The sequence below is a fragment of the Allgaiera indica genome, from assembly GCF_900106675.1.
Lineage (GTDB): Bacteria > Pseudomonadota > Alphaproteobacteria > Rhodobacterales > Rhodobacteraceae > Acidimangrovimonas > Acidimangrovimonas indica.
The window spans coordinates 15,916-33,766 of record NZ_FNOB01000028.1 but is presented as its reverse complement, the minus strand read 5'-3'; the positions used below and the strand labels follow the sequence as shown (position 1 = coordinate 33,766).

Below are 17,851 nucleotides of genomic sequence, written 5' to 3'. Positions count from 1 at the left end.
CCGCAGCGGTCAGCGGCGTGCCAGGCTGTCGGGAAGCGAGATCCGTGCCACCTGTTCGGCGATCGGATCGACGGACAGCGGGTGCAGCTCGGAGGAATGCGCCTCGGGGTCACCGATCGGCTGCCAGCGGTTGTCCTTGTAGATTTCCAGCGCCGAGAACTTGGCCTTGTAATCCATCTTGCGGCTGCCGGGCACCCAATAGCCCAGATAGACATAAGGAAGCCCGGCTTCGCGCGCCAAGGTGATGTGGTCCAGAATGACATGCGTGCCCAGGCTGCGGCGTTCCTGGTTGGGGGCGTAGAAGGAATAGACCATGCTCAGCCCGTCATCGAGCACATCGGTCAGGCACACGGCAGTCAGCTGACGGCGGCGCGCGCCCTCTTCGGGCGGGGCGGAATATTCGACCACCCGCGACCGCACCGGCGTTTCCTCGATCATCGCGGCGAACTCGAAGATGTCCATGTCTGCCATGCCGCCGTCGGCGTGGCGGCTGTCAAGGTAGCGGCGGAACAGGTTGAACTGATCCTCGGTCGCCCAGGGGCTGGTGGCGTCGCGCTTCAGGTCGGCATTGCGGCGCAGGGTCTTGCGCTGGCTGCGGCTGGGGGTGAAATCCGCGACCCGGATCCGCGCCGAAAGGCAGGCCGAGCATTCCGCGCAGGAGGGCCGGTACAGCACGTTCTGCGACCGCCGGAACCCCTGTTTCGACAGCGCGTCGTTCAGCACCTTGGCCCGGTCGCCCTGCAACGCGGTGAACAGCTTTCGCTCCATCCGCCCGTCAAGATAGGGGCAGGGCTGCGGGGCCGTCACATAGAACTGGGGCGCAAGGGGCAGGGTATGGCGCATGATGGCCGAGGGGCTATGGCGATGCGGCCCAGCCTAGCAAGGGCCGGGGCCTGCGCCAAGCCCCGAGTTTCAAGGCCTGACGGGGCGGGCGAGAACCGGCGCGGGGGCGACGCAAGCGCGTGCGGATCGCCCCCACCTTCCGCTTCCCGATCTGCCGCGGCGTGCCGCGGGCGCGGAGCAAACGTCTGCCCGAGGCTGGCGCGCGATCCGCATGGCCCCCGCACGGGCGTCGGTCGCGCGCCGCCGGTCCATGCGGTCTATGTCGCCGCTATGGCTTTCTGTCGCTGCTTGCCCAGGCCCTGAACCTCCAGCTCGATCACGTCGCCAGGCTTCAGGAAGCGCGGCGGCTTCATCCCCATGCCCACCCCCGAGGGCGTGCCGGTGGCGATCACGTCGCCTGGGACCAGCTCCATGAAGCGGCTCATGTAGGAAACGATCTCGGCCACGCCGAAGATCATGTCCGAGGTGTTCGAGCTTTGCACCACTTCGCCGTTCAGGCTGAGCCACAGGTCCAGCTTCTGCGGGTCGGGCACCTCGTCGGTGGTCACCAGCCAGGGGCCGACCGGGCCGAAGGAGGGCGCGGACTTGCCCTTCATCCAGGTGCCGCCGCGCTCCATCTGGAATTCGCGCTCGGAGACGTCGTTGATCGTGCAATAGCCCGCGACATGCGACAGCGCCTCGGCCTCGGAGATGTAGCTGGCGTGCTTGCCGATGACGATGCCCAGCTCGACCTCCCAATCCGTCTTGACCGAATCGCGCGGGATGACGATCGGGTCGTTCGGTCCCGACAGCGCGCTGGTGGCCTTGGAAAAGATGATCGGCTCCTTCGGCGGCTGGGCGCCGGTTTCGGCGGCGTGCTTGGAATAGTTCAGCCCGATGCAGTGGAAATTCGGCACCCAGGCAAGGCAGGGCGCGATGCGGCCGGGGTCTTGCACCAGCGGCAGATCGGCGGGGTTCAGGTCGCGCAGCGCCGCCAGCGCATCCAGCGAAACCCCGGGGCCGGCGAAATCCGCGCAGCGCCCCGACAGGTCGCGCAGACCCCCGTCGGCATCCACGATCGCGGGTTTCTCGTCGCCCCTGGGGCCAAAGCGCATCAGTTTCATGTCCTACTCCTCCATCCTCGGGCGGGCTTCGCGGGCCCGCGCCACCGGCCATGTTCGAGCACAGCCCGCGCCGAGGGGCAAGTGGGCCGGGGTGCGGGGCGGGAAATGCCCGCAATCGGGGCAACTGCGGGGCGCACGCCATGAAGCGGGGCGCACGCCATGAAAACGCCGCGCCCCGCCCGGGCGGGGCTGGAACCCCGGGCCGCGCGGGCGCAAGTTGCGCGCAGCGAATCCCATGGAGGGCCCCATGCCCGTCACGCCCGCCCGCCCCTCGATCGGCGTCGTTCCCGGCCGGATGCTGCCGCGCGATCTGGCCCTGGCCTTGGCGCTGGGCGCGGTCGCGGTGTTGGAACTGGCCGGGCGCGGCACCGGCCTTGCCCCGTTCCAGCATCTGGCGTGGCTGGCGATGGCTGCGGTGGTGCTGGGCAGCCTGGGCCGCATCGGCCTGCGCGAAGGCTACCTTCTGGTGGTCAGCGCCACGCTGTCGGGCCTGGCGATCTGGCATGCGCGGTCGCCCTGGCAGATGTTGGGCGGCGCGCTGGATCAGGCCAGCTTCCTGATGGCCTTCATCCTGCTTCTGGGCCTTCTGCACGAGACCGCCGCGACTTCTCCGGCGGTGGCGGCCTGTGGCGAATATCTGACGCGCCAGCCGCCGGGGCGGCGCTACTATGCGCTCAATATCGGCACCGGGGCGCTGGCGGTGCTGTTCAACCTGGGCGTCGTCAGCTTTCTGGTGCCGCTGATCCAGAACGGGATCGAGAAGGCCACGCCGGGCGACGCGCTGAACCCGGTGCGCGAACAGCGCCAGATCTCGGCCATGCTGCGCGGGTTCGCCTGGTCGGTGATCTGGTCGCCCACGGCGATGGCGCCCCTGGTGCTGATGGAACTGATCCCCGGCGTCGACCGGCTGCGCTGGATCGAATACGGCATGGGGGTGTTCGTGCTGATCCTGATCCTCGGCGCCTTCGAGGACCGCCTGCGCTTTCGCCGTTACCGGCCCGCGGCGCGGCGCCAGGTGGCGGCCTTCCCGACCGCGGGGGCGCTGCGCTTCGCCGCCGCCTGCGCCTGGCTGTTCGGCATGACCGGCCTGGCGATGGAGCTGTCGGGCAACACCATCCTCTTCGGCCTGATGCTGTCGTGCCCGCTGATGATGCTGGGCTGGCTGGCGGTGCAGTTCGGGGTGCCGCGGCCCGGCGCTGCGGCGCGGGTGGGCGCGCGCGTGGGCCAGATCCTGGGCCGGGGCGCGCCCAGGAGCGCGCCGGTGGCGATCACCCTGGCGTGCTCGGGCTACATCGGGGTGGTGGCGGCCTCGCTGATCCCGGCGGGGGCGCTGGCGAAGGCGCTGAATCTGGATGCGGTGCCGCACTATCTGTTGCTGTCGGCGCTGCCGCCGCTCTTGGCGATGGTCAGCCTGCTGGCGCTGTCGCCGATCATGCTGGCGGTGTTCTTCGGCTCGCTCTTCGCGGCGCTGCCCACGTTGCCGGCCGATCCCACGTTGATCGCCTTCGCGCTTTCGTGCGGCTGGGCGCTGTCGATGACGGGATCGCCCTTTGCCACGGTGGTGCTGATGATTGACCGCGTCGGGGACATCCCGCCGCGGCGCACCACCTGGGGCTGGAACCTGGGCTTCACCGTGCTGTGCGCGCTGGTGATGGTGCCGATCTTCTGGGGACTGACCGGAGGACGGTAGCGGCCCGGCGAAGCGCCGCCGCCGCCCCGCCCCGAAGGCGTGCGGCCGGCCGCGCCCGCCGCATTCGTCTGCCTGGGTGAAGTTTCCCCGCCAAGCAGAGGGTTTGTTTACTTCTTTCTGGCTCAAATACCGCCGAGATGCCGATACACCCGCGGCCGCGGTCGTTTCCGGGGCACGGCCGAAATACTGCCGCGGGGGATGACGCCGCGCTGCTTTCTTGGCAGCATGCCGCCGGGAAAAAGGGGAGACGGTCATGCACGACCGCACATTGAAGCGGTTCACCGTCCTGGTCGCGGTCGCGGTCCTGACGCTTGTGTTCCTGATCATCCTGCCGGCGTCGTCCTGGTTCTGGCTGGGCGTGCTGATCTTCGGCACGCTCACCTGCATCGGGATCTACGATCTGTTCCAGACCCATCACGCGATCTTGCGCAATTACCCGCTGCTGGGTCGGCTGCGCTTCCTGTTCGAGGAAATACGCCCCGAGATCCGCCAGTATCTGATCGAAAGCGACCAGGACGAGGAACCCTTTTCGCGCGATATGCGCGCCATCGTCTACCAGCGCGCCAAGGGGGTCGAGGACAAGCGCCCCTTCGGCACCCGCGAACGCGTCTATGAGGCGGGCTATACCTGGCTGACGCATTCGGTGCAGCCCAAACATCTGACCAACAGCGATTTCCGGGTCCGCATCGGCAATGACGCCTGTTCGAAACCCTATGACGCCTCGCTTTACAACATTTCCGCGATGAGCTTCGGCGCGCTTTCGGCCAATGCAATCCTGGCCCTGAACAAGGGCGCCAAGATCGGCGGCTTCGCCCATGACACGGGCGAGGGCGGCATCAGCTGCCACCACCGCGTCGGCGGCGGCGATCTGATCTACGAGATCGGCTCGGGCTATTTCGGCTGCCGCAACCCCGATGGCAGCTTCTCGGCCGAACGCTTCGCCGAGCAGGCCGCGAGCGATCAGGTGAAGATGGTCGAGATCAAGCTGAGCCAGGGCGCCAAGCCCGGCCATGGCGGGATGTTGCCGGCCTCGAAGATCAGCCCCGAAATCGCCGAGGCCCGCGGCATTCCGATGGGGGTCGATTGCGTCTCTCCCGCCGCGCACAGCGCGTTTTCCACGCCGATCGAGCTGATGGAATTCATCGCCACCCTGCGCGAGAATTCCGGCGGCAAGCCGGTGGGGTTCAAGCTGTGCATCGGGCACCGGCGCGAATTCATGTGCATGGTCAAGGCGATGCTGGAAACCGGGATCGTGCCGGATTTCATCGTCGTCGACGGCAAGGAAGGCGGCACCGGCGCCGCGCCGCCGGAATTCGCCAATCACGTCGGCATGCCGCTGGTCGAGGGCTTGAGCTTTGTCCACAATACGCTGCGGGGCGCGGGGATCCGCGATCAGCTGCGCATCGGCGCCGCGGGCAAGCTGATCTCGGCCTTCGACATCGCGCGGGCCTATGCGCTGGGCGCGGATTGGGCCAATTCGGCGCGCGGTTTCATGTTCGCGCTGGGCTGCATCCAGTCGCAATCGTGCCATACCAACCGCTGTCCGGTGGGGGTGGCGACGCAGGACAGGCTGCGTCAGCGCGCGCTCTATGTGCCCTCCAAGGCCGAGCGGGTGGCGCGGTTTCACGCCAACACGATGAAGGCGCTGGCGGAAATGGCGGGGGCGGCGGCGCTTGACGATCCGCGCCGCTTTCAGCCGCGGCATTTCATGCAGCGCGGCCCCGATGGCGAAATGGTCGAGGGCGACGACGCCTTCCCCTATCTGCCCGAGGGTTTCCTGATCGCGGGAGAGGGCGGCGATGCCGATTACCGCAAGCGCTGGGCGCGGGCTTCGGCCGCCAGCTTCGCCCCGCCCGATTGAGGCCGGGGCAGGCGGCCCTTACGCCCCTGCCCACAGCGTCCGCGCCGGGGCGTGGGCGCCATGCGCGGCCTCGGTCGCGGGACTTGGCCTGCCAGGACGCACCGGCCCTCGTGCCGCGCGATCTTGGACGACGGCAGCCTGTCGGGCGGGGGTCGGACCGACCTTATGACCCCGCAGCACGGCCTTCCCCTCCGCCGCCACCCTTGCCGCGACTGTCACCTCGCGGGGCCAGATATTCGCGTTTCCAGGGCCCATGCCGCGCGCCCGGCCATGGCCTCCTGCGGCAACGGCCGGGATCGGACCGGATCAGATACGAACGCGATCGCCCGGCAAAGCTCATCGCTGTCCCGGCGAAAACCTCAGAACCAAGAGTCTCGCCCGGTAGCGTGCGAGGACGTTCTTCTCTAATCGCCGTGATTGACTGCTGATCTTCCTGCGCTTCGAACTGCGCGCTGGGCTCTTGGGTTCTCTCCGCGGTGGTCGCGCCGGACGCCGCATGTTTGCGTTCAGGGTCGGGTGGTGGTCGAAGTGGTGTGGGATGTGCGCGGTCGTTGCCGCATTGCACGGAGCGATCTCACCCTCGCCGCGCGTCCCGGCTGGACGCGTTCGGTCGCGCTGAAGATCAGCTGTCGACCACGGCGATTAGAGAACGCGTAGGGACAGTATCCTGCGGCCGCCGCATGGCCGCTTGCCCGCCTTCGCGATCCGCGTTCTGCATTACCCGGCCGCACGCGCCTTTTCGCCGATCACGGGGGATTTTCGCCCGCCCCCTTTGCTTCCGATCGGTGAAACGCTAACACGGCATCGGGATCGGCGCGGTCTTTGCGCTATCCCGAGTCCCCCGGTCCAGTTCGGTCCGGGTGGCGCCACGCCGGGCGCCGGGCGCGGGGGCTGACCGAATGGAACGCTGATGCTCAGAACGCTGGCCCTCCTTGTTGCGCTTGCCGCCGTGCCTTTCGGGCCATGGGCCGCGTCGCCGGTCGCCGCGCAGGTGGCCGCGCCGCAGCCTCTGCCGCCGGCCATCGGGCCGAAGCAGGCGCTACTGCAGGAAAGTCTGGTCGCCGCATTGAGGCTGCCCGATCTGATCTCGGTCATGCATGACGAGGGGATAGATTACGGCAAACAACTGGCAGATCAGCTGTTTCCCGGCCAGGATGGCGGCAGCTGGCATAAGACGGTGCGCCGGATCTATGCGCCCAAGCAGATGACCAAGCTGTTCGAGGCCGATTTCAGTCCGCGTCTCGATGACAACCAGCGCAAGGGCGCGTTGGAGTTCCTGACCTCGCCGCTGGGGCGCAGGATCGTGGCGCGGGAAATCTCGGCCCGCCGGGCAATGCTTGATCCGGATGTCGAAGCCGAGGCGGCGGCCCAGATCGCGCGGATGGCCGCCCACCATGATCCGCGGCTGGCCCAGATCCGCCGCTTCGCCAGGATCAACGGGCTGGTCGAGGCCAATGTCGCGGGCGCCCTGAACGCCAATTTCGCCTTCTATACGGGGCTGGCCGACGGTCATGCGCCGGGGCTTGACCTGTCGCGCAACACGATCCTGTCCGATGTCTCGTCTCAGCAGCCCGAGGTGACGAAGGAAACCCGCGCCTGGCTGTTTCCGTTCCTTGTCACCGCCTACAAGCCGCTTAGCAATGCCGAACTGGATCGCTATATCGCTTTCTCTCAAAGCGCGTCGGGCAAGGCGTTGAATCGGGCGCTGTTCGCCGCCTTCGACGTGATGTTCGTGCATATCTCGCACGAGTTGGGCCTTGCCGCGGCAAGTGTCATGGCAGGCGAGAACCTCTGACCCCTGGGCGGGCCCCCCCGGGGCCAAGGTGCGTGCGGCGTTGCCGCGACGGCAGGGGCGCGCGCCGGCGCGGGGGACCTTTCGCTTGGGCCGGCGGGGCGCTAGCCTGACGCCAAGGCACAGCCGGACAGGAGGGGCGATGCGTCTGGTCGTCAATGGAATCGCGCGGCAGGTCGAGGCGGAGGGCGACATGCCGCTCTTGTGGGTGCTGCGTGACATTCTGGGCCTTCACGGGGTCAAGTACGGCTGCGGCATTGCCCAATGCGGTGCATGTACCGTCTGGCTGGGGGCGCAGGCGGTGCGATCCTGTCAGACCCTGTTGCGCGATGTGGACCAGCCGGTGACCACGATCGAGGGGCTTGGCCGTCCCGGCGCGCTGCATCCGGTGCAACAGGCCTGGGTGGCGCATAAGGTGGCGCAATGCGGCTATTGCCAGTCGGGCCAGATCATGCAGGCCGCGGCCTTGCTGGCGCAGACGCCGGAACCGACCGACGCCCAGATCGACGACGCGATGCAGGGCAATCTGTGCCGTTGCGGCACCTATCCGCGGATCCGCGCCGCCATCCATGCCGCGGCCGCCGCGATGAAGGCGGGTTAGCATGGCACGCTCCGCCAAGATCGCCCGCCGGTCTTTCCTGATCGGCTCGGCCCTGGTCGCAGGGGGGCTTGCCTTCGGTTACTGGCGGTTCGTCACGCCCGGCCCGAACCCCCTGCGCGTCGGGCTGGGGCCGGATCAGGCGACGCTCAACCCCTATGTCATCCTGGCGCCCGGCGGCGTGACCGTGATCGCGCCGCGCGCCGCGATGGGGCAGGGGGCGCAATCGGCGCTGGCCATGCTGCTGGCGGAAGAGATGGATCTGGATTGGGAGACGCTGCGCGTCATCCACGGCCCGCCTTCCGACGTCTATTACAACGGCGCCGCCACCGCCGAGGCGCTGCCCTTCGCACCGACCGACCATTCGCTGCTGGCCCGTGGCGCACGGGAGGCGGGGCAGGTGGCGGCGAAATTCCTCGGGTTGCAGTTGACGGGCGGGTCGTCTTCTATTCCGGATGGGTTTGACAAGATGCGCCGGGCGGGGGCGGCGGCGCGGGCGGTGCTGCTGCAGGCGGCGGCGCGGCGCACGGGGCTGCAACCCGAGGTGCTGAAGACTGCGGGTTCCGCCGTCATCCTGCCCGACGGCACCCGCTTGCGCTATGTCGATCTGATCCCCGAGGCGCGCAGCATCGCCCCGCCGCAGGACCCGCCGCTGAAGCCGCGCGAAGCGTGGCGGCTGATCGGCCGGCGGGTGCTGCGCAAGGGGATCGAGGCGCGCTCGACCGGGACGGAACGCTACGGGATCGACATGGTGCTGCCGGGCATGGTCTTCGCCACGGTGCGCCGCAATCCGCACCTCGGCGCCGGTGTGCGGCGGCTGGACATGTCAAAGGCCGCCGCCGCGCGCGGAGTGCACAAGGTGATGCCGGTGCGGGGCGGCTATGCGGTGGTCGCGGACAACACCTGGCGTGCCTTTCAGGCCGCGGATCTGGTGCAGGTGGATTGGGCGCCCGCCACCTATCCCGCCGACAGCGCCGCGATGTTTGCCGAGGTCGCCGGCTCTTTCACCGAGGCCCGGCGCGACAGCCGGCTGAAGGATGAGGGCGATGTCGAGGCCGCCCTGTCGGCCCCCGGCGCCGAGGTGATCGAGGCCGAATACCGCGCCCCCTATCTGGCCCATGCGCCGCTGGAGCCGATGAACGCCACCGCCTGGCTTCGCGATGGCGCGCTGACGATCTGGGCTGGGTGTCAGGTGCCGCTTTATGCCGCGTCGGCGGCGGCGCGGGCGGCGGGGATCCCGGCCGATCGGGTGTCATTGCATGTGCTGCCGATGGGCGGCAGTTTCGGCCGCAGGCTAGAGGACGACTTCATCGCCCAGGCCGCCGAGGTGGCCGCGGCCATGCCCGGCGTGCCGGTCAAGATGACCTGGTCGCGCGAAGAGGACATGACCCATGATTTCTGTCGTCCCCTGGCGATGGCGCGGGGGCGCGGCCGGGTCGGGCGGGGTCGGATCGAGGCGTTGGATCTGGCGATCGCGGCGCCCTCGACCACGGCGTCGCAGATGGGGAGGTTGGGGCTTCCGTCGATGGGTCCCGACACCGCGATCGTCGCCGGCGCCTGGGACCAGCCGCTGGCGATCGAGGCGCTGCGTATCACCGGCTACCGGGTCCCCGAGATGGCGCCGGTCAGTTCCTGGCGCTCGGTCGGGGCGTCGGTGAACGGCTTCTTCCATGAAGGGTTCATCGACGAATTGCTGCAGGCCGCCGGGGCCGATCCGCTGCAAGCGCGCCTTCGCATGATCACGGATGCGCCCAGCCGCAAGGTGCTGGAGGCGGTAGGGGAAATGTCCAGCTGGGGCGCGCCGCTTCCGGCGGGCTGGGGGCGGGGGCTGGCTTTCACGCTGTCCTTCGGGGTGCCGGTGGCGGAAGTCGTGGATGTCGAGCAGACCGATCAGGGCCTGAGCATTCGCCGCGCCTTTGTCGCCGCCGACCTGGGCGTGGTGGTGGATCCGGTGACCACGCAATCCCAGATGCAGGGTGGGCTGATCTGGGGCCTGGGCCATGCGATGGGGGCCGAGATCACCTTTGCCCGGGGCGCGATCGAACAGCGCAACTTCGACAGCTACCCCTTCCTGCGCATCAGCCAGTGCCCCGAGATCCATACCCGCGCGCTGGAGGTGGGCGATCGCGTTCACGGCATCGGGGAACCCTGCGTGCCCCCTGCCGCTCCGGCCCTGGCCGCGGCGATCTTCCGCGCCACCGGGAAGCGGCTGCGCGAGATGCCGTTTTCGCGTCAGGTCGATTTCGCCTGAGCTTCGGCGCGCGACGTTTCCGCCTGCCGCAGGCCGCGCGGGCCGGCGATCGGGTCAGGCTGCGCTTTCGCCGCGCGGGCGCGCCTTGAACGTCGTGACGGCGGCCAAGCCCTTAGCGGGCTTTTCGCCCCTTGGCGCCTTGCCGGCCCTGCTTTCCGCGACCGAGAACCGCTGCAGCAGTTGCGCCAGCCGGGCGGCCTCGTCGTGCAGCTGATGGCTGGCGGCCGAGGTTTCCTCGACCATGGCGGCGTTTTGCTGGGTGGTCAGGTCGATCTGCCCGACCGCAGCCGTGATTTCGCTGATGCTGGTCTGTTGTTCGGTCGCGGCGCTGGCCACCTTGGCCACCTGGTCGGACACGGTGCCGATCGCGGTGACGATCTCTTGCAGGACGGTGCCGACCTCGCCCACCAGAGATACGCCATCCTTCACGCGTGCGCCGCTGTCGCTGATCAGCGATCCGATCTCGCGCGCGGCTTCGGCGGCGCGCTGCGCCAGGGCGCGCACCTCCGAGGCGACCACCGCGAAGCCGCGACCCGCGTCGCCGGCGCGCGCGGCCTCGACCCCGGCGTTCAGCGCCAGAAGATTGGTCTGAAACGCGATATCCTCGATCACGTCGATGATCCGCGAGATCTGGCTGGAGCTGGTCTCGATCGCCTGCATCGCGCCGATCGTGCGGTCGACTACCTTCTGGCCGTCGCCGGCGCGGTCGCGCGCGGTGCCGGCCATGCGGTCGGCCTCGCCCGCGCGGCGGGTCGATTGGGTCAGCGCCTCGGTCATCTGGGTAAGGGCGGCCGAGGATTCCTCTAGCGTGGCGGCAGTGCTTTCGGTGCGCTTCGACAGGTTGTCGGTGCCGCCGGAAATCTCGGCCGAAGCCGCGCGCACCCGGTCCACCGAGCCGGCGATCTCTCCCATCACAGCCGCCAGGGATTCCGCGGCGGCGTTGAAATCGCGCTTGAGCTGGGCGTAACCTTCGTCGAATTCGGCCTCGATCCGCGCGGTCAGATCCCCTTCTGCCAGGCGGTGCATGCCCTGGGCCAGGGCCGAGACCACCGCCGCTTGCGCCTTCTCGTGCGCCTTGCGCGCGGCGTCGGCCTCGGCCTCGCGACGGGCCTTTTCGCGGGCGACTTCTGCGGCGCGCTCGGCCTCGCGGCGGGATTCCTCGGCCTTCTGCGCCGCGGCGCAGGCCTCGGCTTGTTCACGGTCGCGTCGCGCGGCAGCCTCGGCTTCCTTGCGCGCCTCGCGTGCGGCCCTTTCGTCCTGTTCCAGCCGCGCCTTTTCGATCAGGCCGTCCCGGAACACACCGAGGGCGCGCACCATCGCGCCGATTTCGGCCCTGGGCTGCCCCAGGGGGGCGACCGCGTCCAGATCGCCCTTGGCCAGGCGTCCGGTGGCCTGCGCGATGCGCGACAACGGCCGCGCGAGTGTCCACCAAGCGAAGACCTGGGTCAGCAGCAGCATTGCAAGGCTGGCCAGCGCGATCTGACCGAAGATGTGCAGGGTGCGCTGGAAATCGTTTCCGATCTGCAGGGCCGTGGCGTCGATCGCCTCCGAGACGCGGGTGCTCATGGAATTCGCGATCTGGGTGATCTTCCGGGCGGTTTCGGCCGCGGTGGCCGACGCGCCGGCGGCATCCGCCTGCGCCTGCAAGAATGCCCGGCGGCCCGCGACCAGCCCGGTCTTGGGGTCCGCGAAGCTGGACAATTCGGTCAGCGAGGCCTTCAGGTCCGGCCCCAGCGTGCGCGCAAAGCGCCCGATCAACACCGCCTCCAAGGACAGTTTGGACTGTCGCTCCACAAGGGCGGCCTGGATCGTCATCGCCTGTGTGGCCACCGCGTTGCGGATGAACTTTTCCGTCAGCGAGACCAGCATCGAGGTGCGGCGCAGCGCCTTGATCTCCTCCGCCATCAGCTTGCCGATGGTGGCGTCATTCTCCTGCGCGGCCGTCTGTGCCGCCTTGGTCAGCCGATCCTCGGTCTGCGTCAAGGCCGTGTCGATCACCGGGGTCAGCCGCCGGTTCAGATCAAGCACCGCAGCGCGGCGGGCGCGCAGCGCCTCGGGGCCGGAGGCCAGCAACTGGCCGATTTGCACAAGTGCCGGTTCCAACGCCTTGTCCAGCGCGGAAAGTTCGGGCGCCCGCGCGATCTTCGGCCGCAATGCGTTCAGATCCGCCAGCGCCTGCTGGGCCGAAGCTTGCAATTGCCGCTCCAGCGCCGGGTCGCCGCTTTGTGCCAGCATGATCATCGTGCTCGAAACCAGGTTCACCTCGGCGCGCGCCTGCAACACCAACTGCAGGGCCGTGACCTTGTCGCCGATCAGGGATGTCAGCGTCCGGCGCACCGACGCGCTGGTCGCCGACACGCCGGTGGTCAGCGCATCCGCAGAGCGCCGGGCGCGGCTGTCGAGGGTTTCCTGCAGCCCGGTCGAGAGTGCCTTGAGCTTGCGCAGGGCGGCGCCGTTTTGCGCGCGTATGGTGAATTCCCGCGTTCTGGCAGAAGCCTGGGTCCCTACCGCCTGTTCGGCTGCGCCGATCGCGCGATCTAGATCCGCCTGCGCGCCGCCCGACAGGTCGGCCGCGATCGTGCGCAGCTTGGTCAGGGCCTTGCGCGCTTCGGCCTGGGCGGCACGCAGGCCGTCCAAATCGTTTAGCATCACCATCTGGGTGATCTGCGCCTGCAGGTCGACGGCGGCATGGTTCAACGCGGTCGCCCGTTCGAGCGCGCGCATTTCGGTTTCCTTGAGACTGGTGATCTGGTCCGAGACGGATTGCAGCGATGAAGAACCGACATAGAGCGCACTTCCCGTCATCGCCCCCATCAAGACCACGATAAGGGCGATTTTGGCCGACATCGAACTGGCGAGGTCGAGGAAAGAAAAGCGCATGGGCGGCTCCGCTGGCAATGTCTGGGGCCCCCAGGGCCGATTCCCAGCGATCATGCGGCCGAGGCCTTAAGGCGCGGTAAAGCCACGCCCGGCGCAAGGCACTGGCGCGCCTGACACCTGTACGCGCGTCGGCCCGCCTGTGCGCAACGGCTCAGCAGCCGCGGAACCATCGGTTCGCGCGCTGCGGCGGATCTTGACAGGTTTGCAAATACCCCTGCGTGCGCCGCGGTACACGCGCGCAACCGGCAGGGAAATGCCGGCGTTTCGCAACCGCTACGCGGCCTATTGCAAAACGCCGGGACAGCCGCCGCGATCAGCCGTTGGCTTCGCGGATCTTGTCGGCGGCTTCCTTGTTGTAGGCCACGCCCTTGGCCTCGAACAGCTGATCCAGCTCGCCCGACAGCGTCATCTCGGTGATGATGTCGCAGCCGCCCACGAATTCGCCCTTCACATAAAGCTGCGGGATCGTCGGCCAGTCCGAGAAATCCTTGATCTCCTGGCGGATCTCGGGATCGGCCAGCACGTTCACGTCGGTGAACTCGACCCCCATGAAGTTCAGCACCCCCGCGACGCGGCTGGAGAAGCCGCATTGCGGCATGCTTTTGGTCCCCTTCATGAACAGCACCACGTCGGCGCCCTCGATCGTGTTTTGAATCTGGTCTTTCGCGCTCATGTCAGAGCCTTTCCTGTTCGTCCGGGCCGGGCCCGGGTTTCACTTGTCAGTCGGGCGCCTTGGTGGTCAGCGCCAGAGCGTGCAATTCGCCATGCGCCCCGTCCATCTTGCCCTTGAGGCTGGCATAGACGGCACGTTGCTGCTGGACACGGTTCATACCGCGAAAACTTTCATCCACAACCTCGGCCGCCCAATGATTGCCGTCCCCGGCCAGATCTGTGATCGTGATCTTCGCCTGCGGAAACGAGGCGCGGATCAGGGCCTCGATATCGTGGGCTTCCATAGCCATGAATTGTCTGTCCTTCCTATGTCCTGCGCCAAATCTAGGGCGCCCGTGGTCTGCAAGCAAGGCACCCGCCCGGCCCGCGCTTCTTTCTGAAGAAAATATCCTCGGGAGGGGGCGGGTCCGAAGGGCGAGGGGGGCCAGACAGCCCCCCGGCCCGTCACGCCACCGCCTCGGCGAAGGCGCCGCGGTAAAGCGTGCTCAGCACCTCCAGCGGCGCTTCGGCGGCGCCCAGCCGCACCACCGGGCCGCCGAACCGGCCGACGCTGCTGGCCTCGACACCCGCCTGGCCCGCCGCCACCATCAGCGCCTCGGCCTGGTCGAAGGAGCACGCCACCAGATAGCGCGCCTGATCCTCGCCGAACAGCTCGGCCATGTCGCCGCTGTCCAGCGTCAGCCCCAGCCCGGCGGCCTCGGCCATCTCGAAGGCGGCAAGCGCAAGGCCGCCATCCGACAGATCCGTGCAGGCGCCGATCAGGGCGCGGTTGGCGCGGATGAATTCGCCGTTGCGGCGCTCGGCCTCCAGGTCGACCGCCGGGGCGTCGCCCTCTTCGCGGTGAAACACCTCGGCCAGCAGCGCCGATTGCCCCAGATGCCGGCCCGGCGGGCCGATCAGCACCGCCAGATCGCCTTCGGCCGGCTGGCCCGCGATCAGGTCGTCGAGGCTTTCCAGAAGGCCCACCGCGCCGATCGTCGGCGTCGGCAGGATGCCCATCCCGTCGGTCTCGTTGTAAAGGCTGACGTTGCCCGACACGATCGGCATGTCGAGCGCCGAACAGGCCGCGCCGATGCCTTTGATCGCGCCGACGAGCTGGCCCATGATCTCGGGCTTCTCGGGATTGCCGAAATTCAGGTTGTCGGTCGCGGCCAGCGGGCGCGCGCCGCAGGCGATGAGGTTGCGATAGGCCTCGGCCACCGCCTGCTTGCCGCCCTCATGGGGGTTGGCCTTCACATAGCGCGGCGTCACGTCCGAGGTGAAGGCCAGCGCCTTGCCCGAGCCGTGCACCCGCACCACGCCCGCGCCCAGACCCGGCGCGCGCACCGTGTCGGCCATGACGGAGGTATCGTATTGCTCCCACACCCAGGCCTTGTGGGCATAGTTCGGGCTGCCGATCAGCGCCTTCAGCCCGTCGATCGGATCGACGGCGGGGACGGGGCCCAGTTCTTCGGCGGCCGGGGTCTCGACCCAGGGGCGATCGTATTCCGGCGCGGTGCCCGACAGTGCCTTCAGGGGCAGGTCGGCCTTGGTCTCGTTGCCGTGGATGATCAGGAAACGGTCCTCGGCGATGGTCTCGCCCACGATGGCGAAATCCAGATCCCACTTGTCGAAGATCGCCTTGGCCTCGGCCTCGCGCTCGGGTTTCAGCACCATGAGCATCCGCTCCTGGCTTTCCGACAGCATCATCTCGTAGGCGCTCATGCCCGGCTCGCGGCAGGGCACGCGGTCCAGCTCCAGCCGGATGCCAAGGCCGCCCTTGTCGCCCATCTCGACGGCCGAACAGGTCAGCCCCGCCGCACCCATGTCCTGGATCGAGATGACCGCGCCAGAGGCCATCAGTTCCAGGCAGGCTTCCAGCAGGCGCTTTTCGGTGAACGGGTCGCCGACCTGCACGGTGGGGCGCTTTTCCTCGATCGTGTCGTCGAATTCGGCGCTGGCCATGGTCGCGCCGCCGACGCCGTCGCGGCCGGTCTTGGCGCCCAGATAGACCACCGGCATGCCGACGCCCGAGGCGGCGGAATAGAAGATCCTGTCGGCATCGGCCAGACCGGCGGCGAAGGCGTTGACCAGGCAATTGCCGTTATAGGCGGGGTGAAAGCGCACTTCGCCGCCCACGTTCGGCACGCCGAAGCAATTGCCGTAGGAACCCACGCCCTCGACCACGCCCTTTACCAGATGCGCCGTCTTGGGATGGCTGGGCGCGCCGAACGACAGGCTGTCCATCGCCGCGATCGGCCGCGCGCCCATGGTGAAGACGTCGCGCAGGATGCCGCCGACGCCGGTGGCGGCGCCCTGATGCGGCTCGATGTAAGAGGGGTGGTTGTGGCTTTCCATCTTGAAGACCACGGCCTGGCCGTCGCCGATATCGACCACGCCTGCGTTCTCGCCCGGGCCGCAGATCACCTGAGGCCCGGTGGTGGGCAGGGTGCGCAGCCATTTCTTCGACGACTTGTAGGAACAATGTTCGTTCCACATCGCGCTGAAGATGCCCAGTTCGGTGAAGCTCGGCGCGCGGCCGATCAGATCGAGGATGCGCTGGTATTCGTCGGGCTTCAGCCCGTGGGCGGTTATCAGCTCTTCGGTGATCTGCGGCTCTTGCATGCGACTCTCCCGGATTTGGCCCCTTTTAGGCACGAGGTCCGGCGGAAGGAAGACCCGATCCGCCCCTTCGTGCGGCCAGCGCGCCTCTTGGGGGCGGGGCAATCGTTTGGGCGCCGATGCGCCGGGCGCGGCGAGGACCGGCCATGCGGGGCGGGGGCGGCCCAACCTGCCCGATCCGCAGGCGGATGCCCCAAATCCCGCGTTATTTCTGGGCAGAGCACGTCCGAGGCAAAAAAAAGGCCGAGCAAAGCTCGGCCAAAGTCCAACAGGGAGGTAAAAGGCGTTGCGGATCTCTCTGCCCCGCCTTCGAGATTGGATCTAGGGATTGAGGCCGCGCCAATCAAGGAGAAACATGCCGCAGGTGCAGCATGGCTGCCATGTGTTGCGCGCATATCTCATTCCCCAGGTGGGATGCTGGTTGCCAACGCCGCGATCGTGTTATGGTTTCGGCGCAGGCTTCGCCCCCCAGCGCGCCCGCGTATGTGTGCTGCTGCGCGTATTTGCGGAACAATGAAAGCGACACTAGATCCCCAGCTTTCGCGTTGACGGGAATATCCCACTTGGGGCTGTGGGTGGGCCCCCGGCGCGGTGCCGGCAGGGAGGGCGTGACCTTCAGGCTGCGTTTTCGTTTCGCTCCTGCTGGTGCTTGCGGTAGGCGAAGATCTCTTCGGTGACGAAATCGCGGAAGGCGGCGATGCGCTTGGAATGGCGCAGCTCTTCCGGATAGGCCAGAAAGACCGGCACCTCGCCCGATTCCACATCCGGCAGCACCCGCACCAGGTTGGGGAAGTCATGGGTCAGGTAATCGGGCAGCACGCCGACGCCCAGATCGCTGAGCACGCCTTGCAGGACGCCGAAATAGTTGTTGACCGTCAGAGTCGAGGGCACGTCATAGGCCAGCAAGGTCTGCACCAGCGCCGCCCCCGCCGCGACCTGGCTGGCCTGGGTGTTCTGGCAGATCAGCCGGTGCTGGCTGAGATCCTCCAGCTTCTCGGGCGTGCCGCGCGCGGCCAGATAGTTCCGCGACGCGTAAAGCCGCATGCGGATGTTCATCAGCCGCTTGCGGATGAGGTCGGCCTGGCTGGGTTCCTTCATGCGGATCGCCACGTCGGCCTCGCGCATCGGCAGATCCAGCACCCGCTCTTCCAGCATCAGGTCGATCTTGAGGTCGGGGTAGCGCTCATACAGCGTCGACAGGCGCGGCGCGAGCCACAGCGTGCCGAAGCCGATCGTGGTGGTGACGCGCAATTCGCCGAACACCTCGTCCTCGGCGTCGCGGATCCGGGCCGAGGCCGCATCGAGCCGCTTGACCATCGCGGTCGTCGCGTCGAACAGCAATTCCCCCTGTTCGGTGAGAATCAGCCCCCGTGCGTGGCGGTGGAACAGGGTGGTGTTCAGGCTTTCCTCCAGCGCGCGAATCTGGCGCGACACGGCGGATTGCGACAGATGCAGGGCCTCTCCCGCATGGGTCAGGCTGCCCGCGTCGGCCACCGCGTGAAAGATTCTGAGCTTGTCCCAGTCCATGATGAAACCATCTTTAGGCCCAAGGGCCGTTTG

At 68.1% G+C, this 17,851-nt stretch carries 12 protein-coding genes; 5 read left to right on the top strand and 7 right to left on the bottom strand.

Going from position 1 to position 17,851, the window contains the following annotated elements:
* Positions 1–9: 9 nt before the first annotated feature.
* Both BLV97_RS18060 and BLV97_RS18055 read right to left on the bottom strand, forming a co-directional pair.
* Positions 10–843 carry an arginyltransferase gene (locus BLV97_RS18060; RefSeq protein WP_035838999.1) on the bottom strand — a complete coding sequence of 278 codons (834 nt, stop codon included), beginning with the start codon at positions 841–843 and terminating at the stop codon, positions 10–12.
* Positions 844–1,100: 257 nt separating this feature from the next.
* Positions 1,101–1,946, bottom strand: a complete 846-nt coding sequence (locus tag BLV97_RS18055; RefSeq protein WP_035838996.1) for a fumarylacetoacetate hydrolase family protein — start codon at positions 1,944–1,946, stop codon at positions 1,101–1,103.
* A gap of 247 nt (positions 1,947–2,193) precedes the next feature.
* Here BLV97_RS18055 and BLV97_RS18050 point away from each other — a divergent pair, with 247 nt between their 5' ends.
* The 5 genes from BLV97_RS18050 (at position 2,194) to BLV97_RS18030 (ending at position 10,138) form a co-directional block, all read left to right on the top strand.
* On the top strand, positions 2,194–3,636 hold the full coding sequence (locus BLV97_RS18050; protein WP_035838993.1) for a hypothetical protein: 1,443 nt from the start codon (positions 2,194–2,196) through the stop codon (positions 3,634–3,636).
* A gap of 253 nt (positions 3,637–3,889) precedes the next feature.
* Positions 3,890–5,497 carry an FMN-binding glutamate synthase family protein gene (locus BLV97_RS18045; protein ID WP_035838989.1) on the top strand — a complete coding sequence of 536 codons (1,608 nt, stop codon included), beginning with the start codon at positions 3,890–3,892 and terminating at the stop codon, positions 5,495–5,497.
* 910 nt (positions 5,498–6,407) lie between these two features.
* Entirely contained in the window at positions 6,408–7,292 is an 885-nt protein-coding gene (locus tag BLV97_RS18040) for a DUF2059 domain-containing protein (RefSeq protein ID WP_051645886.1), read from the top strand.
* 139 nt (positions 7,293–7,431) lie between these two features.
* The gene (locus tag BLV97_RS18035) at positions 7,432–7,890 is read left to right on the top strand and encodes a (2Fe-2S)-binding protein (protein ID WP_035838986.1); all 459 of its coding nucleotides are present in this window, start codon (positions 7,432–7,434) and stop codon (positions 7,888–7,890) included.
* 1 nt (position 7,891) lies between these two features.
* Positions 7,892–10,138, top strand: coding sequence for a xanthine dehydrogenase family protein molybdopterin-binding subunit (locus tag BLV97_RS18030; RefSeq protein WP_035838983.1), 2,247 nt, complete (start codon positions 7,892–7,894; stop codon positions 10,136–10,138).
* Positions 10,139–10,192: 54 nt separating this feature from the next.
* Here the strand turns inward: BLV97_RS18030 and BLV97_RS18025 are convergent, their stop codons facing one another.
* The 5 genes from BLV97_RS18025 to BLV97_RS18005 form a co-directional block, all read right to left on the bottom strand.
* Complete coding sequence (locus BLV97_RS18025) at positions 10,193–13,018, bottom strand: methyl-accepting chemotaxis protein (protein ID WP_051645885.1); 2,826 nt, start codon at positions 13,016–13,018, stop codon at positions 10,193–10,195.
* 313 nt (positions 13,019–13,331) lie between these two features.
* Complete coding sequence (grxD, locus tag BLV97_RS18020) at positions 13,332–13,691, bottom strand: Grx4 family monothiol glutaredoxin (RefSeq protein WP_035838981.1); 360 nt, start codon at positions 13,689–13,691, stop codon at positions 13,332–13,334.
* 46 nt (positions 13,692–13,737) lie between these two features.
* Complete coding sequence (locus tag BLV97_RS18015) at positions 13,738–13,980, bottom strand: BolA/IbaG family iron-sulfur metabolism protein (protein WP_035838978.1); 243 nt, start codon at positions 13,978–13,980, stop codon at positions 13,738–13,740.
* A 154-nt stretch (positions 13,981–14,134) separates the two neighbouring features.
* Positions 14,135–16,294, bottom strand: a complete 2,160-nt coding sequence (purL, locus tag BLV97_RS18010) for a phosphoribosylformylglycinamidine synthase subunit PurL (protein WP_035838972.1) — start codon at positions 16,292–16,294, stop codon at positions 14,135–14,137.
* 612 nt (positions 16,295–16,906) lie between these two features.
* Entirely contained in the window at positions 16,907–17,818 is a 912-nt protein-coding gene (locus BLV97_RS18005; protein ID WP_035838969.1) for a LysR family transcriptional regulator, read from the bottom strand.
* Between the last annotated feature and the right edge of the window lie 33 nt (positions 17,819–17,851).